The 26002-nt window shown below is 58.0% G+C and carries 21 protein-coding genes; 13 read left to right on the top strand and 8 right to left on the bottom strand.

Annotated features, from left to right (window positions below):
- Positions 1-44: 44 nt before the first annotated feature.
- Complete coding sequence (locus HOP44_RS06630) at positions 45-770, bottom strand: M50 family metallopeptidase (protein ID WP_172251810.1); 726 nt, start codon at positions 768-770, stop codon at positions 45-47.
- A gap of 66 nt (positions 771-836) precedes the next feature.
- On the bottom strand, positions 837-2981 hold the full coding sequence (locus HOP44_RS06625; RefSeq protein WP_172251808.1) for a class I SAM-dependent methyltransferase: 2145 nt from the start codon (positions 2979-2981) through the stop codon (positions 837-839).
- A 161-nt stretch (positions 2982-3142) separates the two neighbouring features.
- On the opposite strand from HOP44_RS06625, the gene HOP44_RS06620 reads away from it, so the two are divergent.
- Both HOP44_RS06620 and HOP44_RS06615 read left to right on the top strand, forming a co-directional pair.
- Positions 3143-3733 (top strand): RNA polymerase sigma factor, encoded by a 591-nt coding sequence (locus tag HOP44_RS06620; protein WP_172251806.1) that lies wholly within the window; start codon positions 3143-3145, stop codon positions 3731-3733.
- The gene (locus HOP44_RS06615) at positions 3690-5351 is read left to right on the top strand and encodes a DUF4179 domain-containing protein (protein ID WP_172251804.1); all 1662 of its coding nucleotides are present in this window, start codon (positions 3690-3692) and stop codon (positions 5349-5351) included. The genes HOP44_RS06620 and HOP44_RS06615 overlap by 44 nt, the downstream gene beginning before the upstream one ends.
- A gap of 107 nt (positions 5352-5458) precedes the next feature.
- Here the strand turns inward: HOP44_RS06615 and HOP44_RS06610 are convergent, their stop codons facing one another.
- On the bottom strand, positions 5459-5956 hold the full coding sequence (locus HOP44_RS06610) for a hypothetical protein (RefSeq protein WP_172199339.1): 498 nt from the start codon (positions 5954-5956) through the stop codon (positions 5459-5461).
- Between the two features lie 425 nt (positions 5957-6381).
- Between HOP44_RS06610 and HOP44_RS06605 the strand changes: the two genes are divergently transcribed.
- From HOP44_RS06605 to HOP44_RS06575, 7 genes are all read left to right on the top strand, one after another.
- Entirely contained in the window at positions 6382-7077 is a 696-nt protein-coding gene (locus tag HOP44_RS06605; RefSeq protein WP_172251802.1) for a hypothetical protein, read from the top strand.
- 111 nt (positions 7078-7188) lie between these two features.
- The gene (gene gpmA, locus HOP44_RS06600) at positions 7189-7938 is read left to right on the top strand and encodes a 2,3-diphosphoglycerate-dependent phosphoglycerate mutase (protein ID WP_172251800.1); all 750 of its coding nucleotides are present in this window, start codon (positions 7189-7191) and stop codon (positions 7936-7938) included.
- A 48-nt stretch (positions 7939-7986) separates the two neighbouring features.
- Positions 7987-8580: a GNAT family N-acetyltransferase gene (locus HOP44_RS06595; protein ID WP_172251798.1), complete on the top strand. Its 594-nt coding sequence runs from the start codon at positions 7987-7989 to the stop codon at positions 8578-8580.
- A 584-nt stretch (positions 8581-9164) separates the two neighbouring features.
- Positions 9165-9524, top strand: coding sequence for a class Ib ribonucleoside-diphosphate reductase assembly flavoprotein NrdI (gene nrdI, locus HOP44_RS06590; protein WP_172251796.1), 360 nt, complete (start codon positions 9165-9167; stop codon positions 9522-9524).
- Complete coding sequence (gene nrdE, locus HOP44_RS06585; RefSeq protein WP_172251794.1) at positions 9511-11595, top strand: class 1b ribonucleoside-diphosphate reductase subunit alpha; 2085 nt, start codon at positions 9511-9513, stop codon at positions 11593-11595. The genes nrdI and nrdE overlap by 14 nt, the downstream gene beginning before the upstream one ends.
- Before the next feature lie 280 nt (positions 11596-11875).
- Positions 11876-12868 (top strand): class 1b ribonucleoside-diphosphate reductase subunit beta, encoded by a 993-nt coding sequence (gene nrdF, locus HOP44_RS06580; RefSeq protein WP_172251792.1) that lies wholly within the window; start codon positions 11876-11878, stop codon positions 12866-12868.
- A 149-nt stretch (positions 12869-13017) separates the two neighbouring features.
- Positions 13018-13974, top strand: coding sequence for an NAD(P)-dependent alcohol dehydrogenase (locus HOP44_RS06575; RefSeq protein ID WP_172251790.1), 957 nt, complete (start codon positions 13018-13020; stop codon positions 13972-13974).
- Positions 13975-14119: 145 nt separating this feature from the next.
- Here HOP44_RS06575 and HOP44_RS06570 read toward each other — a convergent pair whose 3' ends face one another.
- From HOP44_RS06570 to HOP44_RS06560, 3 genes are all read right to left on the bottom strand, one after another.
- The gene (locus tag HOP44_RS06570; protein WP_172251788.1) at positions 14120-17527 is read right to left on the bottom strand and encodes a S8 family serine peptidase; all 3408 of its coding nucleotides are present in this window, start codon (positions 17525-17527) and stop codon (positions 14120-14122) included.
- Between the two features lie 537 nt (positions 17528-18064).
- Complete coding sequence (locus HOP44_RS06565) at positions 18065-20353, bottom strand: YcdB/YcdC domain-containing protein (protein WP_172251786.1); 2289 nt, start codon at positions 20351-20353, stop codon at positions 18065-18067.
- A 261-nt stretch (positions 20354-20614) separates the two neighbouring features.
- Positions 20615-21298 (bottom strand): TIGR00266 family protein, encoded by a 684-nt coding sequence (locus tag HOP44_RS06560; RefSeq protein WP_172199369.1) that lies wholly within the window; start codon positions 21296-21298, stop codon positions 20615-20617.
- A gap of 146 nt (positions 21299-21444) precedes the next feature.
- Here HOP44_RS06560 and HOP44_RS06555 point away from each other — a divergent pair, with 146 nt between their 5' ends.
- The 3 genes from HOP44_RS06555 to HOP44_RS06545 are packed head-to-tail and all read left to right on the top strand — an operon-like array spanning position 21445 to position 23202.
- The gene (locus HOP44_RS06555; RefSeq protein WP_172251784.1) at positions 21445-22149 is read left to right on the top strand and encodes a peptidylprolyl isomerase; all 705 of its coding nucleotides are present in this window, start codon (positions 21445-21447) and stop codon (positions 22147-22149) included.
- A gap of 1 nt (position 22150) precedes the next feature.
- Positions 22151-22417 (top strand): YkgJ family cysteine cluster protein, encoded by a 267-nt coding sequence (locus HOP44_RS06550; protein WP_172251782.1) that lies wholly within the window; start codon positions 22151-22153, stop codon positions 22415-22417.
- Between the two features lie 38 nt (positions 22418-22455).
- Positions 22456-23202, top strand: coding sequence for a hypothetical protein (locus HOP44_RS06545; RefSeq protein WP_172251780.1), 747 nt, complete (start codon positions 22456-22458; stop codon positions 23200-23202).
- Between the two features lie 34 nt (positions 23203-23236).
- Here HOP44_RS06545 and HOP44_RS06540 read toward each other — a convergent pair whose 3' ends face one another.
- The gene (locus tag HOP44_RS06540) at positions 23237-23947 is read right to left on the bottom strand and encodes a metallophosphoesterase (protein ID WP_172251778.1); all 711 of its coding nucleotides are present in this window, start codon (positions 23945-23947) and stop codon (positions 23237-23239) included.
- 203 nt (positions 23948-24150) lie between these two features.
- Here HOP44_RS06540 and HOP44_RS06535 point away from each other — a divergent pair, with 203 nt between their 5' ends.
- Positions 24151-25077, top strand: coding sequence for a substrate-binding domain-containing protein (locus tag HOP44_RS06535; RefSeq protein WP_172251776.1), 927 nt, complete (start codon positions 24151-24153; stop codon positions 25075-25077).
- Positions 25078-25115: 38 nt separating this feature from the next.
- Here the strand turns inward: HOP44_RS06535 and HOP44_RS06530 are convergent, their stop codons facing one another.
- Complete coding sequence (locus HOP44_RS06530; protein WP_172251774.1) at positions 25116-25973, bottom strand: MurR/RpiR family transcriptional regulator; 858 nt, start codon at positions 25971-25973, stop codon at positions 25116-25118.
- Positions 25974-26002 lie beyond the last annotated feature (29 nt).

Raw genomic sequence — 26002 nt, 5'->3', positions numbered from 1 at the left:
GCACACTCCCCTTTGGCTGCCGCCTGATTGTTGGATAAGGCTGTTTAAGCCCGGACTTTCGATTTGGATCGGCGTGTCCCGCTGCCGGAGCCCCGTCCGGACGAGCGGGTCTCGTGCGTCTTCACGAACAGCCGGATCGCCCAATTTGCACACAGCAGCGAGAACGCCACGAACAGGATCGACCAGCCGATCGCCGGCACGAATGTCTCCTGTGCCAGCAGCGCCGCATCGCCTGCCGATCGTGGAGACGTTATCGACAGCCAGGCCAGATACAGCGAGCTGAAGATCGACTCTTCCAGCGTCAGGAAGCACAGCAGCATGTAATAGAAATTGCGCGCAGGCTCCCAGACGAAATACATCAGCGCATTCAGTGCGATGAATCCGATCAGCCAGATGACCCCGAACCCGTCGTGCACGTACAGGATCAGCATAATGAGCGCGACCGCCGTCATCAGGATCAGCCCCTGCTTCTGCTGCCGCTTGTAGTAGCCGTAGAACAGCAGCACGGCAAACAGCGAAGCGGAGAGATAACCGGCCAGCGAGACGAGGATGGAACTCCAGGTCGAGAAGGTCGTGACATAGGTGACCCCACTGTGGTTCGCGTTCAGATTGATCCCCGCGACCCGGCCGGATGTGGCGAGCGCCACAATCGCATGCCCGAATTCGTGGATCATGGTATTCAGATTGCGAAACAGCGACGAAAAAGGAATCAGCCGGGTCAGCACCGCCGCAATCACCAGGTACAGCACCGTTTTTGCCCATTTTGGCATGGAAGAACCTCCTTGAACAGATGGATAGGCGAGATTCGTTAAGCGTTTCTCTTTGTCCCCGTTATGTTACGCCCGCGGCGTCTCCGGGGTTTCGCGTACTTTTTCGACGACGATCAGGCAGGTGCTGTCCGGCAGCGGCAGTTCGCTTCCCGCTTCGTCCGTCACCGTTACTTTTTCCCGCAGAGCGACCGTATAGCCTTCCTGCAAAAAATACCGGCTGAACACGATCTTCGCCGCGTCCCCGAACAGCTCGCGGATACAGCCTTCATATTGGGACGGTGTCATATAGCCGAACTGTTCCTGCACTTCATGCACATACGCTTCCTCGCCCCAGGTGTACGTGTACAGGAACTCCATCGCGTCGTTGACAGGCATCCGCACTTCCTGCGGACCCAGACGCTCGAACGAAATCCGGCGTCCGCCAAAATCGGCGGCGTACCGTTCGAGGCGCTGCACGGCTCCGGGATCGCGAAACAGCAGCCGGCGCGTCTGATCCGCGGGTTCGGTCATGATCCCGTCGCGGATCAGGATGCGGCCGCCGGCGGGGATCAGCTCGAACGCGCTTCGCAGCGCCGCCCGTACCGTATCCAGATTGAACTTTTGCCCGTTGAACGGAATATAGGAATACAGCTCGTGCAAAATGGAAGAAAAAACGACGGTGTCGATACGGCCCGGTTCGATCGTCTGCGTCAGGTTCAGCGCGTCTCCCTTGAGCACCTGCCAGCTTCGGCCTTCCAGCCGTCTGCGGCGTTCCAGCGCTTCGACCACGTTCTCGCTGATATCGATGCCGATCGCTTCTTTTTCCGGCAGCTCCCGCTCGATCAGATCCAGCAGCACCCCGCCGCCCGGCCCGATATCCAGCACGCGCGAGCCGACGATGTAAGACAGCAGCACTTTTTTGTCGTCCGCGGATCCGTTCATCGTCTCCAGATATTCTTCTTCGTTGTGAAAACGGTCGTAGGCGTCGCGCCGCAGTCCGAACAGGTCCATCAGCATCAGCACGGCCCGTTCGTACAGCGGCGACTTCTCGGCTTCCACGCAGAAATCGATCAGCTTTTCCGCGGCCGGGGAAAAGGCGAAGCCGAAGAAACACGTATCCGGGTTGCCGTTCACCCGGCTGGTCCGGTGATGCAGATGCGGACTGTCGGTATGCAGGCCTCCGCCCAGAACCGCCGCCCAATCGAGTTCGCGCAAATATTTTTCGATGATCCGTTTTTTGTACAGATTGATTTTCTTGATGCCTTTGTAGTCGTAATACAGCCCGTGCATCAGACGCTCGAAGCTGATATGCCGGGCTTCCGGACGTTCTTCGGCCCCGCGCAGCGCAAGCTGCATCATCTTGGCGAACTCTTCAAGCGAGAACTCGCCGAGTGCCGCTTCCACATACCAGAGCGTCTTGTCGCCGAGTCTCGCAAAAGCTTCTTCCAATCCGCCCGAAGAGCCGGATGCCCGCAGCTCTTCGTCGATCCGCGCCAGTTCCCCGTCGAAATCTTCGCCGCGAAGTATCGCGTCGGCACGCAGTCTGCGCAGACGGCGCGCAAGTCCGTCTCCTTCCGGCACCGTGCCGAGCGAGACATGCAGCACGCAGTTTTCCAGATCGCGTTCGACGCTCTGCCACAGCTCTTCGGAGACGGCGCCGATCACGCAGCGGTTCAGCGCCATCAATAGACGCGCCAGTTCCGTCTCGCTCAGCAGCCCCTCGTCGACGGGTCCGCGCAGCGGCAGATTCGCAGTGAACGGCACCTCGCCGCGCAGATACTGGCCGAGCAGTCCGTGGGTTCGGATCAGCAGCGCGGCCAACCGTTCCCGGTCGCCGATGCTTCCCGGAGATTTGGCCAGGTAGAGATCCGCCGACCCTTCGTTATGTACGAAAATATTGATGCCCTGCCGCTGCCAGCCGATCCGGTCGATCCTTGTCCCGCCTTTTGCCGTCTCGCTCCAGGCCAGCACTTCTTCCAGCAGTTCCTTGATCCAAAAAGACAGCCGCTGCCCGTCCAGCAGACCGAGGCTCCGCTCCACGTAGGCCAGCACCGGATTCAGCCGTTCCATTTCGCCGATCGAGCCGATCCGTTCGTAATTGACGATATACTCTTCCGCCGAAGACAGAATTTGCAGCCAGGCCGGCATGCCGCCTTCGTCCGGACCCGCGGGTCCGGCTCCTTCTTCCTGCTCCGCCATGTGGGCACGGATATGTTCCAGGGCGCTTCGCATTCACTTCACTCCTTCACGTTGTTCTCTGTTCGCGATGCCCGGTAAATAATCCTCTATACTATATACCAAAACGGCCGGCAAAAAAATTCGGGCTCCGGTGAGAGGAGTTTGCGGGAAGCGGAGTCTTATCGGTATACCGATGGGAAAAAGGAGGAGCGCACATGGAACTGCCGGATGACCGGACGCTGGTCGGCGAAGTGCTCGCGGGCGACAAACAAGCCTACGCGGGCATCGTCGACCGCTACAAAAACAAACTGTACGGACTTTTCCGCAAAATGGGCCTGCCGGAAGCGGACGCCCAGGATCTGACGCAGGAAACGCTGTTCAAAGCGTACCGCAAGCTGGCTTCGCACCGGCCGGAACAAAGTTTCTCCGGCTGGCTGCACGCGATCGCGCTCAATCTGTACCGCGACCGGGGCCGGCGCATGGTGCCGGTGCCGCAGGCCGAATCCGGCCATCAAGCCGCCCCGGAAGCCGGCGCGCCGGAGTCGCTCGCACTGCGGCGCGAACTGCGCAGCGAACTCGACCGGCTGCTCGATACGCTGCCGGAACATTACCGGCTGGCCATGGTCCTGCGCTATGTCGGACAGCTCAGCCATGAAGAAATTGCCGAACTGACCGGCATGACGGCCCCGCAGGTCAACAACGCGCTGCACCGGGCGAAGCGGAGCCTGCGTAAAAAGATGACGGCGAAGGAGGAGCATACCTATGAATTTTCGGCCGCGTACCGAAGCGGGAAAAACCGCTCATAACCCCAAAGACACATCCGGGACTGGCGGGCACAGCCGTGCTGGGCAGAACCGGGCGAACAACGGACCCGGCGGCGTCCCGCCGCATACGCCCAAACGGGATACCGGGACAGCGGAAGACGCCCGCTGGACGGAGCTGTTGTCCGAAGAGCCGCTGCCGGAAGACTTCACCGACCGGTTCATGGCGGAACTAGGCGGGATAGAGATCGAAGCGCCCGAACCGCCAAGCGCAGCCGCGGAACCGCAAGACGACAAGCGTCGGTCTTCGGCGGCTTCGCCGCGAAGCCGGCGGACGCGCTCCTGGATCGCGGCGGCGCTTGCGATTCTGCTGGTCGGCGGAGCGCTGCTCTATGCGCAGCCGACGATCGCGGACCGCGTCCGCTCGCTGTTCGCGACGGACCTGCCGATGGCTCCCGATCAGGGCATGAAAGCCGTCCGGGCAGCGGGGAAAGTGCTGGATCCGCAGATCCGGGTCGAAGATCAGGGCTTCACGATCGCCGTCAACGAGCTGATCGCCGATGCCAACCGGATCGTCGTCGGACTCACGATTACCGACAAGAACGGTGATCCGTTCAACGGTTCCGTCAATCCCCGGTTCCGGATCACGGACGGCAATTACGCGGAGATCGCCACGTGGAGCGGCGAGATCATCGACGGCAGCACCAGCAAATACAATTTGCATTTTACGCGTCCGGTCCTGACCGAAAAGATGCAGATCGAAGCCGAGATCAACCGGGTGGACAAGTGGGTCGATTACAAGCCCAAACGGCAGGCTTCCGGCAACTGGAATTTTTCGATCGACGTCGATTTGAGCGACGCGACCGCACATACGATCCAGACTCCGATTCCCGACAGCTACACGACGCCTCAAGGCGTGGTCATTCAGATGAGGGGAGCGACGCGTACGCCAAGCGGCGGCTCGCTGGAATACGAGACGTCGCTGAACGCCAAAGCCGCCGCCAAAGCGGCCGGCGGCACGGCGGCTTACCACAAGCTCGACTATCATCTGGAAGACGAGAGCGGCAGCATAATTCAGGGCAGCGATACCAAAGACGAACCGGACAAACCGTTCGACCTCGACCGCTGGACCCAACATGCCCGCTGGTTCCAGGTATTGGACAATCTCGATTATGACCGGCAAAAGATCAAATTCGTTCTGGACAGCTACGTCATCCGGGAACAATCCGATGCCTCGGTAACGTTCGATCCCTCCGCCCTCTCCGCCGAGAAGCCGGCCAAGTTCGAAGATTCGGGCGACAAGCTTGTGTTGACGGGAGCGCGAATCATGCGCAATCCGACTCTTCCCATCGCGCACAAAAAAGAAGTGGAGCCTTCGGAAATGGCTTTGGTGATCGGGGTAACCGGCACGTCCAACAACTTCTTCGGCTTGAACGATTGGGTCGCGGAAGACGAGACCGGCAAACGTTACGAAGCGAAGTATTCCGGTGCTTTCGGCATGGGCAAAGACCAACCGCTCGACGGGGAATTCATCGTCAGCGGCCTGGCTGAAGCGCCGCGCGCCTTGACGCTCCGGCGCGTGATGGTCAACCATACGTACCGGGACGCGGATTGGTCGTTCACGCTTCCGCAGACGGGCATGCCCGCGGTCTTGTCGGAATAAGCGGATAAAAGAGACTGCCCGGTTGAGAGCTTCTGCATCTCTTCCCAGATAAAAAGGCGACACGGCCCAATGCCGTGTCGCCTTTTTCGTCGCAGCCTTCTATCCGTTTACTCTTCCGCTTCCAGCTCTTTCCGGCGTGTCTCCTGAATCTCCACGTAATCCTGCATGGCGCGCAGGCTGTCCACCGGTGTGAACCAGCCCTGCTCGCCTTCGTTGAAGCGTACGCCGTACAGCCCCGACCGGCCGATCTCTTCCAGCCAATCGATCATCGCGTCGACTTTCATCTTGGCGATCAGCACGTTGCCGCCCGGCGTGATCAGATTATTGTTGCGGCCGAATACCTGCGCGTGCATCGGATCGGTAAACAAAAAGGCCCAACCGTGTCCGTCCATATTGCCGAAGAAAGGCTCCGGCTGCTGGGGATCGTCGGTCGGCTTCATCAGAATCAGCCAGCTGTCCAGCTTGAACGCTTCCGTCCAGATCAGCGTCTGCCCTTCCGCAAACTGCATTTCTCTCGCCTGTTCGACCGTCACGTCGAAATGCGCGGCCAGATCCGCAGCCTCTCGCACCTGCTGCTGTCGTTGTGGGTCCTGCTCTTGGGTCATCGTCAAACGCTCCTCTCGATTGTCGCCCGGCGCATCCCGCCTGATCGGGGGTACCGGGCATTCGCATAATGAACACTCCTATTCATTGTACCCAATCGGAAGGCGAATGCGAAACCCGAAGCTGCCGATTCGTCCAAACCGGACAGGCAGCCGGATATTGGCTGTTAGGTTGCTTCTATTATAGAAGCAGAAGGAATGGAGATCCGTGCACCAACAAATTCGCAGCCGCAGCCCGCTTTTCTTGTTCTTCCGGGGCGGCAAGTTTGCATCCGGCTCGCTTTTTGGGTAACAATACGAAGGAAGACTTTTCGCGAAGCTCCCAAACTTCGGAGACGCGGCCGCACTCCTGCCGTTTCTGCGGCGGCCGGCCGCCGTGTAACTTTTGAGAGACTTTGGCGTATAACCATTTGGAGGTGTTTGACTAAATGAATAAAATGAAATCTTTATCCTATCTGGCCCTGACTTTGATGCTGACGGGCGTATTGGCCGCATGCGGCAGCGACGAAGCGAATTCGCCGGCACCCGCCTCGCAATCGGAATCGGATGCGACTACGCTGCCTCCGGAAGAAACCAAGACCAAGGAAGACAATTCGAACCATCCGACCAACGAGACGGACATCGACATCGAAGAAGACGCACCGGCCGCCGGCACGACGGACAACGGCGGCACACCGGAGAGCAAGGATTCCCAAAAGCTGCCGGACGCCAAGGATTCGAGCATCACGATCGATGAAGGCGCGACGACGCAGGGCAATACGACGGAAACTCCTGTTCCAAGCGACGACGACAAAGACAAAGACAGCTCCGCAGCCGCAACGACCCCTTCCAAAGACGGCAGCGCGGAGACCAAGCCGGCCGAGACCAAGCCGGCCGAGACCAAGCCGGCCGATACCGCTGCAGCCGCGCAAACGGCGGCAGGCGAATATGTCGGTCTGGCAGACGGCCACACCGCCGAGATCGAAGTCAAAGGCAAAGCGGTAGCCTACCAGCTGTCCGAAGAAGCGCAGGCGCAGATCGGCAAGATTCCCGCGGATGCCAAAGTCACGTTCACGTATACGGAAGAACAGTTTGATGCCGAGACCAAAATCCTGACGATTACCGACATCAAAGCCGCCGAGTAATCCGTTCAAGCGCTCCTTTCCGTTTCGGCTTCGGCCCGGCGGAAAGGAGTTTTTTCTTTTTGTAATCCATCCGAGAGACCTGTTAAGTTTTTGCCAAAAGGAGATGCTTCTATGTATCGGGTAGTCATGATCAGACACGGTCAAAGCGAGTGGAACAAACGCAATCTGTTTACCGGCTGGACGGACGTCGACCTGACGGAGCAGGGCATCGAAGAAGCCAAAGACGCCGGACGCATCCTGCGCGAATCGGCTTATACGTTCGATGCCGCTTACGCGTCCGTTCTGCAGCGCTCGATCAAAACGCTGCATTATGCGCTGGACGAGCTTGGACTGCTGTGGATTCCGGAAGAGAAATCGTGGAAGCTGAACGAACGGCATTACGGGGCCCTTCAGGGTCTCAGCAAACCGGAAACGACCGAGAAATACGGCGAAGACCAGGTTCACCTCTGGCGCCGCAGTCTGACGGTCCGTCCCCCGCTGCTGGAAGCCGGCGACAAGCGGCTGCCGGGCAGCGATCCGCGGTATGCCGACCTGACGCCCGGCGAACTGCCGGCCGGCGAAAGTCTGCAGGACACCATCCGGCGCGTGGGCGAGTTCTGGGAAGAGGAAATCGCTCCGCGCGTGCGGGAAGGCCGGCATCTGCTGATCGCCGCGCACGGCAACACGATCCGGGCCCTGATCAAGTTTATGGAAGACCTCGAAGAGCATGAACTGCTCGATCTCAATATTCCGACCGGGGTACCGCTTGTCTACGAACTCGACGGCGACGTAAAGCCGATCCGGCGGTTTTATCTGGGACATCCCGATCACGTGGAAAAGAAAAAACGCCAGGCGGCCGATCCGGATCACGATCCCGATTGAAGGGCGGACCGCTTTCCGGCTATCTTTATTCCGAAAGGGGAACACGAAATGACCCATTCTTCCGTATTTGGGATCTATCCTGCCGACGCACAAGATGCGGAAGCCGTCTCCCGGCTCATGTATGAAGCGATCGGCGATATCGCGCATACTCTCGCGGGTACGACGGATCTGCCGGAGACCCTTGGGACGCTCGCGGAACTGTTTCGTTCGCCGGGCTGCCGCTTAAGCCGCGAGAACGCGCTCGTCTGCAAAGACGAACACGGCCGGCTGGCCGGATTCGCGCTGAGCTATGCCGGTGCCGACGCGGAGGCGCTGGACGCGCCGCTGCTTCGGCGCCTGCGGGAGCGGGGGCTTCCTACGGCGGGACTGCTGCCGGAAGCCCGGCCGGGCGAATACTATTTGGATTCGCTGGCGGTGGACGGGGCTTACCGAGGGTCCGGACTCGGGACCCGCCTGATCGAAGCGTTCGAGCGCCGGGCGGCGGAGCTGGGCGAGCGGCAGACGATGCTGCTCGTCGACCGCGCGAACGTTAAAGCCCGGGCGCTCTATGAGCGCCTGGGCTACCGCGAAGACGGCTCCATCGAGCTGAGCGGACATCTGTACGACCGGATGATCAAGCCGGTCGTGTCGGAAGGCCAGTAGGGCGCAGCAGGCTTTCCCGCTTCGCTGCGCCGGGAATCGTACCTTCCGCCTTTCTCCGTTGACCCGATGCTACGCTTTCGAGCGGACATCGGGTTTTTGCGTACGGATAAGCTTCTGCGGATATCCCCATTATCCCCGCCATCCACAGATTTGTTTTTCGCGGATATCCCCGTCATCCACAGTTTTTCCTTCCACGGAAACGCTTCGATCTGCAGCCGCATCTCCATCCTTTTCCCGCACATCTAACTTTTTTTCACTTAGGGATTCCGAATTTCCGAACGGCTCTTTGCACTTCTTCACCGTTTTTGCTTTGCGGTCTGTCTTCCGTTCCGCACTGCTGCGCCATTCTCCAGAAACTCCCTCTGCTTTCGTGCGCGTCAATCCCCGTATGGGCATTCTTGGACCGCAAAACCGCCTTTTTCCCTTCGATTGCTCGCTTTTTCGCGTCCGCAGACAATTTCAACGGTTTTATTTTCTAAAATTTGTGCTTTGACAAACCCCATATCTGGTTATAAAATGAGTAACACTGACCCGGTTAAAACTAGATATAGATTTAAGCGGGCAATCGAGGAGCGTGAAAGCACATGGTGATCGCTTACGATTCCAAGACTGGAAACGTACGGAGATTTATTGATAAATTGGAACTTCCTTCGGTTCAGATCGACGAGACGATGAAGCTGGACGAGCCTTTCATCCTCGTTACCTATACGACGGGCTTCGGTCAGGTACCGGACAAAGTCAACCTTTTCCTCCAGCAGAACGCACAGCAGCTGCGCGGCGTGTCCGCCAGCGGCAACCGCAACTGGGGACAATGCTTCGCCAAGAGCGCGGATACCATTTCCCAGACTTACGGCGTGCCTGTCCTCTGCAAATTCGAACTGTCCGGCACGAAAAAAGATATTTTACATTTCAAAGAGGAGTTGAACAGCCTTGCGGCATATTGAACTGAACAACCAACTGATGCTGAGAAACGCCGACGGGTTTTTCCGACTGGAGAAAGACAAGGAAGCCGTAGCCGTATTCATGGAGGAAGTCGCCCAGCGCAGCCTGACTTTCCCCGACTTCGCTTCCCAGGTCGATTATATGATCGAAAACGACTACTACGAGAACGTGTACGAAAACTACACGCGCGAAGAAGTCGTGTCGGTGTTCGAGACGTCGCATAACGTTCCGTTCGAATTCGCTTCGTATATGGCCGCTTCCAAGTTCTACACGGACTACGCAATGAGAAGCAACGACAAGTCGACTTACCTGGAAACGTACGCCGACCGCGCCGCGATCGTGTCTTTGCACCTCGGTGCCGGCAATGTCGACAACGCCAAGTCGCTCGTAACGGCGATCATGGAGCAGCGCGTACAGCCGGCGACCCCGACGTTCCTGAACGCGGGCAAAAGCCGCCGCGGCGAACTGGTCTCCTGCTTCCTGCTCGAAATGGACGACGCGCTCAACTCGATCAACTACGTGCTCTCGACCTGCATGCAGCTGTCGAAGATCGGCGGCGGCGTAGCCGTCAACCTGTCGAAACTGCGCGGACGCGGCGAGCCGATCAAAGGCGTCGAAGGCGCAGCCAAAGGCGTGATGCCGGTCCTGAAACTGATGGAAGACGCGTTCTCCTACGCCGACCAAATGGGTCAGCGCAAAGGTTCCGGCGCCGCTTACTACAACATTTTCGGCTGGGACGTGCTTGAATTCCTGGACAGCAAAAAAATCAACGCCGACGAGAAATCGCGCCTCAAAACGCTGTCGATCGGCCTTATCATCCCGAACCGCTTCTATAAGCTTGCGGAAGACAACCAGCCGCTCGTGGTGTTCGGTCCTTACTCCGTCTACAAAGAGTACGGCAAACATCTGGACGACCTCGAGATCGACGAGATGTACGACGAACTGCTCGCGAACGACAACATCAAGAAAAAGACCGTCATGAGCGCCCGCGACATGCTGGTGAAGATCGCCATGATCCAGCTCGAATCCGGCTACCCTTATATCATGAACAAGAGCAACGCCAACAACAATCACGCGCTCAAAGATCTGGGCATGGTCAAAATGTCCAACCTGTGCACCGAAATCTACCAGCTTCAAGAAACGTCGACGATCGGCGATTACGGCCAAGCGAACGATATCCGCCGCGACATCAGCTGCAACCTGGCTTCCCTGAATATCGCAAACGTGATGGGCCTCGGCAAAATCCGCGAGTCGGTGCACGAAGCAATGATCGGCCTTACCGCCGTCAGCGACATGACCGAAGTGCAAAACGCTCCGGGCGTAGCCAAAGCGAACCGCGAGATGCATTCCGTCGGTCTCGGCGCAATGAACCTGCACGGCTACCTGGCCAAGAACAAAATCGCGTATGAAAGCGACGAAGCGATCGACTTCGTGCGTACGTTCTTCATGATGATGAACTACTACTCGATCGAGAAAAGCATGGAAATCGCCCGCGATCGCAATGTCACGTTCGCAGGTTTCGAGAAATCCGAGTATGCCAAAGGTACATACTTCGACAAGTACGTACAGACCGACTACAGCCCGCGTACCGACCGGATCAAATCGCTGTTCGAAGGCATGCACATCCCGACGACGGCGGATTGGAACCATCTGCGTACGCTGGTTCAAGCCAACGGCCTGTACCACGCTTACCGTCTGGCGATCGCGCCTACGCAAAGTATCTCGTACATCCAGAATTCCACGTCGAGCGTCATGCCGATCGTCGATGCGATCGAGACGCGCACTTATGCCAACTCGACGACGTACTTCCCGATGCCTTACCTGGCCCAGGAGAATTTCTTCTACTACAAATCGGCCTACCAAATGAACCAGTTCAAGGTCATCGATCTGATCTCCGAGATCCAGGAGCATATCGATCAGGGCATCTCGGCCATCCTGCACGTCAACAGCAACGTAACGACGCGCGATTTGGCCCGCTACTACCTGTATGCCGCTCGCAAAGGCCTGAAAGCCCTGTACTACACGCGCACGAACCATCTGAGCGTGGAAGAATGCATCAGCTGCGCGATCTAAGCCGTACTTCGGCGGGAACGCGGCAGGAACGAGTACATTCACCTTTTTTCAAAAAGCTCGAACGATAACGTGACACTGCGGGGCGCCTTTTCCACGATCCGGACATTCCGGTCTCGAGCAAAACGCCCCGCTTTACTTTTGCTTCGTTTGCGCCGATAATAAGAATTCTGTGCAGCCGTCCCGGATTGCCCGCAATCCGGTTCATCTGTGCTTACGAATATCCAACTTTGCCCACAATTAACTTAATTTATATGACCCACACCGAAAGGGATGACTAAACATGATCAAAGCCGTCAACTGGAACCGTCCCGCAGACGACTTCACCCTGATGTTCTGGAATCAAAATATTATGCAGTTCTGGACCGACGACGAAATCCCGCTGTCCGACGACAAAATGTCCTGGATTACGCTCAGCGAAGACGAACGGGAAGCCTATATGCAGGTCCTCGGCGGCCTGACGCTCCTCGATACCGTGCAGGGCGGAGTCGGCATGCCGCAGATCATGGAGCATGTCGAAGACCTGCAGCGCAAAGCGGTACTCGCGTTCATGGGCATGATGGAGCAGATCCACGCCAAATCGTACAGCAGTATCTTCACGACGCTCGCTTCCACCGAAGAGATCGACAAGGTGTTCCGCTGGGTCGAAGAAAATCCGCTGCTGCAAAAGAAAGCCGAAATCATCTCCAAGTATTATCAGAACATCCAGACGCCAAAAGATCTTTATCTGGCGATGGGCGCTTCGGTCATGCTGGAAAGCTACCTGTTCTACAGCGGCTTCTTCTACCCTCTCTACCTGGCCGGACAAGGCAAAATGACGAGCAGCGGCGAAGTCATCGACCTGATTCTGCGCGACGAGAGCATTCACGGCGTGTACGTCGGCGTGCTGGCCCAGGAAGTGCTGCGCGATCTCCCGGCATCGGAAGCCGAAGCGGCGACGAAGGAACTGTACGAGCTGCTGCACACGCTCCAGGCCAACGAAGAGCTGTATACGGAGCAGCTGTACACGAAGATCGGCCTCAAGGATGAAGTCGACAAGTTCGTACGCTACAACGCCAACAAAGCGATGATGAACCTGGGCCTGGAACCGCAGTTCGAAGAAGACGAAGAAAGTATCAACCCGATCGTCATGAACGGCCTCAAGACGCAGACCAAACAGCACGATTTCTTCTCCAAAAAAGGCAACGGCTACGTGCGCACGGTTCACGTGGAACCGCTGCGCGACGAAGACTTCCTGTTCGATACGCTGGAAACGCCGGTACCGAGCGTCCTGTAAGTCCACCCACAGCTTCATAAGGAACATTCGGAGGCCTCGGCCGCGAAAGAACTGCAGGATTTGGGTTCTATCGCGGACGGGGCTTCTTTTGGGTGTCGAATAGGGTAATAGCACAAGTGACCCAAGCGAAAAGAAAGCAGGCGATTCAAATGAAAGCGGCAGTGATACGAAAATACGGAGGACCGGACGTCTTCCGGATCGAAGAGGTCAAAGAACCCCAGCCGCGTGCCGGAGAGATCAAAGTACGCGTACGGGCCACATCCATCAATCCGATCGATTTCAAAGTACGCAAAGGCTATTTGTTTTTCCTGTCCGGATTTCGTTTCCCCAAGATTCTGAATTCCGATTTCGCGGGTATTGTGGAAGAATGCGGCGCCGGCGTCGAAGGATTCGTTCCCGGCGATGAAGTATACGGCTTTACCAACGGCGCTTCGCAGGGCGGCGGACTGGCGGAAGTGCTCTGCTGCAAAGCTTCGGTCGCTTCCCGCAAACCCCTTTCGCTGAATTTCGACGACGCGGCAGCCGTTCCGCTGGCCGCCTCGACGGCTTACCAGGCGCTTGTGCCGACCGGCGGCCTGACATCGGGCATGCGGGTGCTGGTGATCGGCGCAACCGGCGGCGTCGGCCATTACGCGGTTCAGATGGCCGCGATCCTCGGCGCCCATGTCACCGGCGTCTGCCGATCTTCCGGCGAAGCCGCGGCAAGAGCGCTGGGCTGCGAAGACGTGATCGCTTACGACCGGGACGATTTTCACAAAAGCGGAAAAACGTTCGACGTCATCTTCGACGCCGCGGGCAAATACGGATTCCGGGGCTGCCGCGCGTTATTGAACGAACAAGGAACCTACGTGACGACGGTACCCGGTCCTTCCTCGATGATCGGACGCGTCTTCTCCGGTTCTACAGGGCGCAAAGCGCGCTTCATTATCGCCAACTCCAACGACGCGGACCTGAGCCTTCTGCGGCAGTGGTGCGACGAAGGGCTGATGCAGCCGCTGATCGAAGCCGTGTTTCCGCTTGAAGAAACAAGTGCCGCCTACGAACTGGCCGAATCCGGCCGCACCCGGGGCAAGGTTGTCATTCGTACCCATTCTTCCCGCAGCTAAAAGAGTGCCTGCCCTGCCCGCTGTCTGTTCAAACCCGACCGGCCTCCGCCCAGCGGAAGCCGGTTTTACTTTGTTTCCTCTGTTATCCACAAAAAAACGCCTTTACGGGAAATCCCGTAAAGGCGCCGGAGTCAAACCTTCACGCTTACTGCTTCGGCAGCAGAGTAACCGGTACGATAAACGTTTCGTTGATTTTGGAATTCTTCTTGTAGGAAGCGGTCACTTCCAGATTGACGACCGTTGGTGTCGACGGCAGGGCGCGGAGAGCGCCTTTGCTGTTGATAAGGTTCGGATGATCGCTTCCGGTCACCTGGAACTTCACTTCATTCGTCGATTTCAGCTCCAGTACATTCGGTCCGATCCGGGTCGTGTTGACGACTGCGGCCGCTTTGTCGAAAGCTGCAATCGCTTCGTCGACCAGCAGTTCTTTGCGATCCGCAATACGGTAGCTGGAATAAGCCAGGTATTGGATTTCGTCGACGACGGCGCCGGAAGAATCCAGCTGCGTAGCCAGCAGTTCGAGCTGGTAGGTTCCCGGCTCAAGCTTGCCGATCTTCATCGTTTTCTCGTCCAGATAATAGTCGTCGATATCTTCAAAGACGTAGCGGCCCGGTTCCAGCATCTTCAGGCTGCCATTCTCGTCTTCGTCGACAATTTGTCCGACCAGTCCGATATACTCATCGTCGATGCCGTAAACGGCGATCTGGATATAGTTCACATCATCGGCCGAGAGGGTGAAGGAGACATCGGTCGCTTCGCGGTTTCCGTCTCCGTCAGGGGTAATGATACGTTCCGACAGCCCGATATCCTGAAGTCCGAAGCCCGTTGCCGGCTTTTCATCGCCGATATGGACGGCGAACGGCAGGTGCAGATCCGGTCCTGCCGAAGATTTCAGCAGCACTTCGCCTTCATACACGCCTTTGGCCGCATCGGACAAAGGATCGATAGCCAGACCGAATTCGGCCGGAGTTCCCGCAGAAGCGCTGACCGATCCGCCGGACAGTCCCGTCAATTTCGCCGAAATCTTGCTTGTATCCGGCGTAGCGATCGGGTTGGTCGGATCGGAGGTCACGTTGTCATGCCACACTACGCTCGCCGTATAAGAAACCGGCGCGCCCGTTACGCTCTTCAACTGCAGTTCCCGGCTTACTTCGCCGCTGTCCGCGCTCAGAACACCGAACGAGGTCGAAGAAGCGTAGTTGGTCACCGGCACTTCGACCAGATCGGTATTCAGCACGCGGATTTCTTCAACCGCCTGCAGCAGGGCAGGCGTATCGAGCGCATCCGCTACATAAGCGCGGCCCGCACCCTGCGAATAGACATCGTAAGGAGTACCCGCGTCGTCCGCAATCGTATCGGCCGTATTGGCGAGCGCCGCCCGTACATCAAACGGCGTCCAATCCGGATATTTCTGCTTCAGCAGCACAGCCAGACCGGCGATGTGCGGAGCCGCCATGCTTGTACCGCTGGAACGCGCATAAGCTTCATCATAGCTGATTCCGTCATCGAACTTGCCGTATTCCGGGTAAGTCGACAGCAGATTGACGCCCGGCGCCACAACGTCCGGTTTGATGCTCAGGTTCTCGTCCCCGTTCGGGCCGCGCGAACTGAACGACGCCATCTTGTCGCCTTCCACGACCGTCTTTGGATATTCGGCGCCGAACGAAATTTCAAATTCCGGCGATCCCGATTCGACCAGCTGTCTCGCAAGCTTGCGTCCTTCGACGCCGCTCATGTCGAAGTACGGGACATAATCGAAGCTGTCGCCCAGGAAGGCTACCGAACCGACCGGCGCATCACGGCCCGGAAGCGACTCGGACAAGTCTGCCAGATTCGGATTGCCCGGAACCGTGTTGCCGTTGAAGATCACGACGGCTTTGGCTCCGTGCGCCGCAGCGCCGCGAACTTTGGCATCGAAGGTCAGATTGCCGCGGGAGACCACGACGACCTTACCCGCCACTTCGACTCCGTCCGCAGCCAGCTTGTCGTAATCCGCATCCGTGCCGAGATTCGCATATACGGCTTCGTTCGGTTCAGTGCCGAGCAGCGAAGCGAAATCTTCCTGGCCGGTTTTCCAGGCCAGAATATCCGTCGTGTACGGACCGTATTCGCCGTAGACCGCCTGCGTCACCGTATCGGCCGCGTCGCTTACGGCCGGTGCTGCCGCGGCTTCTTCCGCTGCCGGAACCGCTGCCGCGTCGCCTTCCGCTGCTTGCGCAGCCGGCTCTTCGCTTGGCGCTGCCGCTTCGGTCGAGGTTTCTTCCGCCGCTTTGGGCGCTGCTTCCGCTGCCGCCGAAGCGGCCGGAGCCGTTTCGACAGCCGCCGAGAACGTAGCCGCATAATGATTGCTTTCGCTTGTTACGGCGCCGACCGAGATGGCCAGCTGCGAGGATGCCGGAGAACCCATCGAATAATAGTAAGGACCTTCGTCCGCAGCATTGCCGCTTGCAATAACAGCCGTGACGCCGGACAATACCGCATTATTGATCGCTACCGCGTCCGGCGAATTGGGATCTTTGTTCGAGTCCGATCCCAGCGACAGATTGATGACGTCCATGCCGTCTTTGACCGCATGTTCGATACCGTCGATGACCTGCGCCGAAGAACCCGAAGCGCGGCCGGTCTCGAGGTTGCGGCCGAGTACTTTGTACACATACAGATCGGCATCGTAGGCAACGCCTTTTTGAACGAGTTCCGATGTCGGATTCGTGCCTCGTCCCACGATGGTGCCGGAGACGTGCGTACCGTGGCTTGTACCCGCATAAGTCGTTCCGTCGATGACGATCGGCGGTTCTTCGTAAGGATCGTTGTCCTGCTCGAACGAATCGTAGCCGCCTTTGTAAGCGTCTTTGAGATCCGGGTGCAGATAGTCGACGCCGGTATCGATGACGCCGACTTTCAAGCCTTTTCCGGTAAATCCTTCGCTCCAGGCTTCATCCACGCCCATCTGCTTCAGCGGCTGGATCTCGAAGTTGTCGCCGGCGGACGCTTCTTTTTCATCGACCGGAATTTCGAGATACGTCTGGTTTTCGTCGATCGAGACGACATTCGGAATCGAAGCCAGCGCCGTCAGGTCTTTCGACGATACCGTTACTTCAAGTCCGTTCAGCACGGTATTGTATTGATAGTTGACCTGCAGATCGATGCCCAGAGCCGCGGCCCGGGCAATAAAATCGGTCTGTTCGCTGTCGACCAACTGCTCCGCCGAAGCGGTCGAGAAGCTTCGAAGCCCCGCCTGGCCGGCCGTCGATTCGGCAGCGGCAACCGGCTCGCGGCTGAGCTGCACGATAGCGCGCACTTTATGTAGGGATCGGGTATCCAGTTTCGGCGAGATGATGGAAGCGGGATCGCGGGTCTGAACGGCAAACGCGCTCATCGTATCCTGGGCCGCTCCGCCGCCGATCGAATCTTTGGACAGGTTGTACGGAACCAGTTCGTTCGGCGATTTCTGCGACTGTGCGGATGCCGCGGTCGGAAGCGCCGTTCCCAAGACCAGAGCTAGGCTCAGTGATACGCCCGACCATTTACGGAACAAATGCTGCTCTTTTTTCAATGCAACTTCCCCTCTCTAATTGTTAAAATGTGAACGTACAAGCTTACATCGCAGCACGCTTGCTGTCAGCTATGTTTACAGATCAACGAAAATCGACTCCGGAAACCGTCCTCCCTTCGCATGGTGTCAAAAAGCTTGCCACCTATGTTAGCATCGGCACAAAGAGTTGACCACCTGTAAATTTTTCGAAAAAGGTGTTTCAACACTCTCTCTAAGCGGATTTTGTCGAATGCACTTTACCGCTTCTTTTTCCTTCCCTTCTTACCTGACATGTAAAGCAAGCAAAAGTCTCATTCATCTCTTTAATATGCAAAAGCCTTTCGCTTCCTCTATATCTTTTGGTTGCTTTACCCCGCTTGCTTGTAAGCCAAAAGACTTAATTTTTCGACAAAAGGCTTGATGGTCCGTTGGAAGGTACAGCTGCCGGGTTTATTTCTTCGTTTGCGCGATCCTGCGGACCGCGAAAAAGCCCCGCACCAAAGGCGCAGGGCTTTCCCACTCTCATTTTCAATGATTTGGCTGTCCGAAAATCGGCGTTTACCAGGAATTCCAGTTCATGAACGTATCCGTTTTTCCCTGAAGTTCGGCGAGCTTGAGCAGCACGACCGCCGCCTCTGCTTTGGTAACCGGCCGGTCCGGCAGGAAGCTGCCATTCACGGGAGGGAGCAGGCCCAGTTTGATCGCGATGGCCGCATCCCCTTTGTGAACGACGGACGCAGCGTCCGCGATTCCCGGCAGCTCGACAGTAGAGTTGTAGAAGGCAGCCAGCTTGTCGTAATTCAGCACCCCCATCAGCAGATGGGCCAATTCATCGCGGGTCAATCCGGCTTCCGGTTTGAAATCGGATGTCCGGTCGGGCGTCAGCCAGCCCTGACCGACCAGGAAACCGATCGCGGCCCGGTACGGATTATCTTCATTCGTATCGCGGAACGGATCGCCCCCGTAATCTCCGTTGTACATCGGATAATCCGGCTGCGCAGCGCGGGCCAGCATATCGGCCCATTCGCCGCGGGTCAGATGGGTATCCGGATTCACGCGTCCTTCTGCGTCGGGAACCAGAACGCCGTGCTCGACCATCTTCTCCAAGGCCGCCTGGTTGGCGTGACCCGCGACATCGGCCGCTTCGGGAGTATCCGGACGCGAAGCGTTTGCGCCGTACAGCGATTTCCATGTTCCGTCTGCCGCATCCAGGATCGTGGAGATGCCGAAGGCTTCACCCGATGCCGATACCGGCAGATAGGTCAGGATCATCTTGGCGTCCGGCTGCTGGCCGGCGTTGGCGGAAGGCCGGTCGAAACGGCTGTACGCCAGGCGGAGTTCGGTCGCTTCCAGGAATTTGGCCGTTGCCTCCGCGGAAGTCAGCTTGGCCGAAGCGGCCGGCGGGAATACCCCCACTTTCGAAGCCGAAGGCTCGCTGACATAAAACTCGCCGAGGCCGCCCTTTTTGTCGACCGTAACGACCGCCGTATCTCCAACGACGGGAAGCCCCGCTTCATAACGCTGGAATCCGTAAGCCAGCGTCCAACTGCCGCTGCTTGGCACCGACACCAGCCGCCACTGCGCCGCATTCGGCAGCAGTTTGGCCGCCCAATCGGTCGCATGGGACTTGTCCGCCGCCGTCGGCTGCACATTTCCGCCGGACGTATTCGGTTCATAGCGGTAATAATTATACAGCTGCCCCGTGTCGGCATTCAATTGGGCGTTTACATTGCCCGTTTCGCCCTGAACTGTCCGGTTCAAATCCAATACCCATACTTTTGTGTCTTTCTGCGGATAATCCTGCGTATAGGTCTGCTGGCCGCTCAGTTTGTAGCCGTCCGGAATCAAACCGAGCCGGGTCAGACGGTTCTGTGCGGCTTCTTCCGTCTTGAGCGGATCCATGGCCGCAGCCGATAGATTGGAAGACTTGATCGCTTCTCCTTCCCGGGCTACCGTATTTGCGTAAGGCAGCCCGGTCGCCGTATCCAGCTGCTTGCCGGAAGCGGCATCGATCGGAGCTGCCGAGTCGTCGTACGGCATGTAACCCAGATAGTAGCGCGAACCGATGCCGCCCCATCCGTTCTCGGGAATGTAAGCCAATTTCAAGCCGAAGTCCGCTTCATAGGCGCGGCGCGCTTCGGCGGCCGAGAGAGCCGGGACCGCGGACGGATAAGGCAGGCGGTTGATGCTGCGCGTATAGTTGACAATTTCCCCGCCGACCGACAAGGCTACGAAGACGGTCTCGCTCTGGGAAGGGACGCCGTTTACCTTGACCCGGAACGAGAACGTGTGATTCGAACTGCCGAACAGCGGCGTGACCGAACCGCTGCCTTCATAAGCCGGTACGCCCGCTTCGACGGCAAAATCCGAGGCCGACTTGCCGGGCATCGCTTTCAGCACGAAAGCCAATGCACGCTCGGAGGCCTCTTCGCGCTTCAACTTCGAATCGCCGGCTCCCGAAGCCGGCAGATAGGCATCGACCAGCACTCCGCTGACCGCGTCGACCGATACCGAAGCGGAGGCATTCTCCCGGCCCGTAAACTCGTATGTAAGTCTCCAGGTCTTGTTCGCATCCGCTTCGCTCGCATAATACGCGCTGTAATCGGCCGCTGCGAGGCGGGCCGGCGTGAGCTCCGGAAACAGTTTCTGCACCGCAGCCGCCGCGGCTGCGGACGACACTTTTGCGCCTTCCGGAATCGCTTTGGTCAGCGTTGCGCCCGAGAAACTTTCCGCTCCTCCCGCCTCCGCCGATACGCTTCCGCCCGCAGGCGCACACAGCAGGGCCGCCGCCAATACGGCCGCCGTCGCCGCGCGCGGAGAAGCAAACTCCCATTTGCCTGTCTTCATGTTCTTATCCCCTCTCTTGGGTACATGCTGGATTTCTTCTTTTTGCCGTCGGACGTTCCGCCAAGCTTCAAACCGCGTTTTTCGCTCTCATTTTATCATCGGCACCGTCTGCAGAAGTTACGTTTCGGCTACGGAAAAATGACAATTCAACCGCTTACAAAAAAGAAATAAACAGGAAGGCCCCATGCGGACCCGCCCAAGCCAAAAAGCCCGCCTTGCGGCGGACTTCGCGGGTCAAACTCTTCCCCATAAGGCCAGGCTTTAGCCCCGTCCTCCCGGTATGTACGGTCTGATCCATGCGCCGAACGATTTGGGACTGCGGGTCTGGATCAGGACGACGCCTTCGCCGCGGAACCGGCAGACCAGTCCTTCGCCGCTCGTAAAGCTCGATACCCAGCCTTTGGACGCTTTTTCGATGTCATACTGCATGTAATCCGGCCAAGCCACAAGGTGTCCGTTGTCGACGACGACTTCCTGGCCCGCCTGCAGATTGATCGCGTGGATGCCTCCGTACGAAGACAGGAACACCGTCCCGCGGCCGCTGATCTCCACGATGAAGAACCCTTCGCCGGACATCAGCCCTTTGCCGAGATTCTGCATTTTCGTATTGACTTCGATCCCGGCCGTACCGGCCAGAAATCCGTCTTTTTGCACAAGCAGCTTGTACGACCCGTCCAGCTCCACGGCTTCGATGCCGCCCGGACTGGAAGGCGCCAGCGTCGCTTCGCCGTAACGGCCGACCGACAGCAGCTCCTGGAAGAAGAACGACTCCCCGCTGAGCATCCGGCCCAGACCGCGCATAAGACCGCCGTCGGTCGTGCCCCGCAGTTCGATATTCGGCGACATCGATACCATGGCCCCCGCTTCGGCTTTGATACTCTCTCCGCTTTCGAGCTGAACTTGCAGCAGCGGGAAAGCGCCTTGATACAAAATTTGATACTCCATACCTGTTGTCCCCCTCTCTCTTTCATCTTAAAGAGATTTTACCTGCGGCGCAATGGAGTTCGTACGCGGCTGTGCTATAATCAAATGCAGCAATACGCAAGGCGGTACAAGATCACCGCCATTATTCTTTCAAGGGGGCAACATCCATGTACAGAAATAAGAGAGTCGGGCTCCGGTTCGCGCTGACCGCGCTCCTGATGCTGACACTGCTCGTACTCGCCGCGTGCGGCAGCAAGACACCTCAGGCGTCCGCTCCGGCCGGGACCGAAACTCCGGGCACGGACAGCGGCACACAAGCTTCTCCGGAACCGGCTCCGGGCAGCGAGGGCAAACCGATCGTCACGATCGAAATGGACAACGGAGGCATCATCAAGCTCGAGTTGTATCCGGAAATCGCGCCGAATACGGTCAACAACTTTATTTCGCTGGTCAAATCGGGCTTCTATGACGGGGTGGCTTTCCACCGGATCGTGCCCGGCTTCGTGATTCAGGGCGGCGACCCCGAAGGTACGGGCGGAGGCGGTCCCGGTTATGCGATCAAAGGCGAGTTTACGTCGAACGGCTTCGACAATACGCTGCTGCACACCGAAGGCGTGCTGTCGATGGCGCGGACGAACGAACCGGACTCCGCAGGGTCGCAGTTCTTCATCATGCTGGCCGACCAGCCAAGTCTCGACGAACAGTATGCGGCATTCGGCAAAGTAACCGCGGGCATGGATGTGGTGCAAGCGATCGCCGCACTGCCGGTCGACGGAAACGACAAACCGACTTCGGCCGAAGGCGCCACGATGAAGACCGTAACGGTCGACACGCTGGGCAAAGAATATCCGGAACCTGAGAAGATCCAATAAGATGACAGCCGAGTTCGAATGCCGCGCGGACTGCGGCGCCTGCTGCACGGCCGTCTCCATCACTTCGCCGATTCCCGGCATGCCCGGCGGCAAGCCGGCCGGCGTGCCGTGCGTGCAGCTGGACGAACGCAGACGCTGCCGGCTGTTCGGCCGCCCCGAACGTCCGGACGTATGCGGCGGACTTCCGCCTTCGCCCGAGATGTGCGGTTCGTCCGCAGAGGAAGCTTTCGCTTATCTCGAATGGCTGGAGCGCGAGACAACGCCTTGAGCGAAACGGGACATTACCGCCCCGGAAAGGAAAAAGATATGCCGACACCTTCATCCCCCGATGCGCCGCGCCGCCCGCTTCGCCGCTTGGCGGCGTTGATTCTGCCGATCGCGCTGTGTCTGCCGCTTGCCGCCTGCGCCCAGGGCGTGGTCGATGTAACCGTCAACCGCGACGGCACCGCCGATATCCGGATGGACGCGACCATCGACGAATCGGCGCTCGATACGATCGGGCAGAGCGATCTGCCCGATCAGATTGCGGAGAGCCTGCGCAAGCAGGGACTCGAAACCGAAGCCATCCATCAAGACGGACAGGCGGGTCTGAGCGCTTCGCGCAAAGTGGAGCTCGACGGCGGGACCCTGCCCGAGATGCCGGAAGGCATTACCGTGCAAAACAACAAGGAAGCCGGGTGGTTTACAACCACCCACAATCTTGTGGTCATCGCCGATCCGCCCGAATTGATTCCCCGCGAAAGCTCGTCGCTGACCGGCCTGGTCGGTTCCCGCCTGCTGGGAAGATTCGTCGACAATGAATTCGATTTCGACTTCAAGCTGACGCTGCCGCTCAAGCCGGGTGCCAACAACGCGGACGAGATTTCAGGCAACGGCCGGACGCTAACCTGGAATCTGGCCGTAACCCGCGAGAACCGGATCGAACTCAGCTTCACGGTTCCGAATATCCGCCGGATCGTCTATACGGCTTCCGCCGTGCTGCTGCTCGTAATCGCGGCGGTTATCGCTTTTTTGCTGCGCCGCAAACGCCGCAAAAAAGCGGCTTCCGCCTAAGGGGACGCAAAGAAAAGGCTGACGGAATCTTCCGTCAGCCTTTTCGCCATGTGCGGCGCGTCACTTCTGTGCTTGCGCAGTTGTACAAAGCATATTCGCCGCCGGTCAGATCCACCAGCGCCAGAGCGCGCGATTCCCGGATCGCATAGGTCTGCGAGCCGAGATCGCAGTTCAGCCGCGCTCCGTCGAAACAGATAAACTCGCAGGGCGTATGTCCGTGCACAACCGGGCGACCGCCTGTGGCCTGCAGAATCGTATCGCACGGGTACGCGTAAAATTCTTTTTCCGACATCCAGAGAATATCCCGGCTCTGTTCGTGCAGCGGCCGATCCGGCGCAAATCCGGCATGCGTATACACATATTCCTCGTCTTCGGCCACCATGGGCAGCGTCAACAGCCAGTTCAAATTCTCCCGACCCTCCGCTTCGTCCTCGAAGGTGCGTTCAAAGCTCGCCAACGCTTCCGCTCCGCCGTGGATCAGCCACATGTTGGTTTTGTCGGCGCGGTACCATTTGAGCATCTCTTCGTGGTTGCCGGTCAGCACCGTTACCCGCTCCGGATGCATCCGATGCAGCGTGCGCAAATAACGGACGACCAGCGCGCTGTCCGGGCCGCGGTCGATCAGATCGCCGCCTACCGTCAGCCGGTCGCTAAAAGCGTCATATTCCATTTCCCGCAGCAGCTCGATCAGTCCGCGGTACTCGCCGTGGATATCCGTAACAAACAGCTTGCGCCCTTTTCCCACCCGATCCGCCCCTTCCGCTTCGGCTTGAATTTGCCTTTCACCAAGGCTCTGCTTCTATTGTAGCCTCCGGCCGCAGCAGCGTCCAAACCGCTTTGGGAATTGACACCTTTTTCAGGATGGTCTATCATTTTCACCAAAACCAGGTAAGCGCTACCATTCTTAGGGACATGACGTTTGATTCATCTTGAGAAAGGAGCCGGTCCATGAACCTTCCCCAAAAAAAGAACGCTCAAGCCGTCCCCCGGGAATCCGTTCTCCCGGACGATTCCGTACCGACAAGGCGCCGGATCTCCCTGGCTATCGCTTTCCCCGAGCTGCCCCGGGAATTCTGGAGCCGGGTGGAGACGGGCATCGACGCCGCTATCTTGCAGTACCGCGACTTGGGTCTTACGGTCCGCTCCGTCCGCTCCAAAGATTACGATCTCACCGATCAGAAACAAAAAATGCTGGAATTGGTCGATTCGGGAGAGTATGACGCGATCGCGATTTCTCCGAACGATCCGCAGGAAATGACCGACGTGATCGACTATGCGGTCAGCCGCAATCTGACGGTGGGCACGTTCAACAGCGATTCGCCGCTCAGCTCCCGTCTGTTCTATATCGGATGCGATTATCGCGTAGCCGGCCGTCTGGCCGCGGACGCCCTGTGCCGATTCGTAGGCCGCAAAGGCCGCGTCGGTCTGATCATGTCGTATACCAATTTGCAAATGCAGCAGAAAGTAACGGGATTTCGCGAAGTCATCGGCAGCTATCCGGATGTCGAACTGCGTGCCCCGTTAAAGCTCGGTCCGGAAGAAGACACCCCGTTCGAGACCTTTGCCGGGTATTTCGAAGGGCTGGACGGCCTCTATGTGGCGAGCGCCAAACTCCACCTGATCGCTTCCCACCTCGAAGCGGCAGGATTGGCCGGACGCGTCGCCCTGATCGGGCACGATATGAACGAAGACATTCGCGAAGGCCTGAAGCGCGACGCAATCACGGCCACGATCTGCCAGGACCCGTTCAGCCAGGGCTACCTGATCGTCAAGTCGCTGTTCGAGTATCTTTCCTCGAGAAAACAGCCCGCTCCCGATGAGAAAAGAATCAAGCTGGAACTGGTGACCAAAGAGAATGCGCGGTATTATGCGTGAGTTTAACCAAGCACGCAAAAAAAGCCGGCGCAGCCGGCTTAATAGTAGTCGCTCAACCGTGAACGGTTGGAGATCAACCCTTCGCTGTCGAGCTTCTTTTTCAGATAGGTCTTGTCCGAAGAGATGAGCAGGCTCATTACGGCGTCCACCACAAACAAAAAAGTAATATGGTTGGACATCATGGCGCTGCTGCTTACCGACTTTTTATCCGGCACAATAAGATTGATCGCAGCCGATTCCGTTACCGGAGAAGAATGATAGCAGGTGATCGCAGCCGTCTTCGCCTGATTGGCACGGGCCGCAGCAATCGATTCCACAATTTCTTCTGTCGTGCCCGAACGGGTAAACGCGATGACGGCATCTTCCGCCGTACATTGGGAAGCCACGATCTTCATGGCCCGGCTGTCGTTGACGGCCTCGGCATGAATGCCAAGCAGCAGCAGCCGATTCTTCAGTGCAGTCGCCGCCAGAAAAGAATCGAATATGCCGAACAGATGCACCCGGCGGGCGTGTTTGAGCATCTCGGCCAACTGCAGAAGCTCCTGTTCATCGATCATCGCCGACGTACTGACAATGAGCTCATTGTAATCCAGCGCAAGGCCGTCGACCAGAGTCACTTCCCGGCGTTCTTTTTTACGTGTCTGCATTTCCCGGTAGAATGAATCCTGCGCGACGGCAATCTTGAAATCGTTGAATCCTTTGAACCCTATTTTTTTGCAAAAACGGTTGATACTCGTCTCGGACACGCCGATTTCGTTGGCCAGCGCGGTAATGGTATGCCGGGTAATGAAATCGGCGTGTTCAATAACGAAATTGGCGATCTGATTCTCGCCGTAAGTGAATTTCTGCTGCAGCGACACGATTTTCGCGATGACAGCCGGTACTTCCTGAGCCATGTTTTGTCCTCCTGCACAGCGCGAAGCGC

This window comes from Saccharibacillus deserti (assembly GCF_013618475.1).
Lineage (GTDB): Bacteria > Bacillota > Bacilli > Paenibacillales > Paenibacillaceae > Saccharibacillus > Saccharibacillus deserti.
The sequence above is the reverse complement of the archived record's forward strand: the minus strand, read 5'-3'. Positions and strand labels throughout refer to the sequence as shown.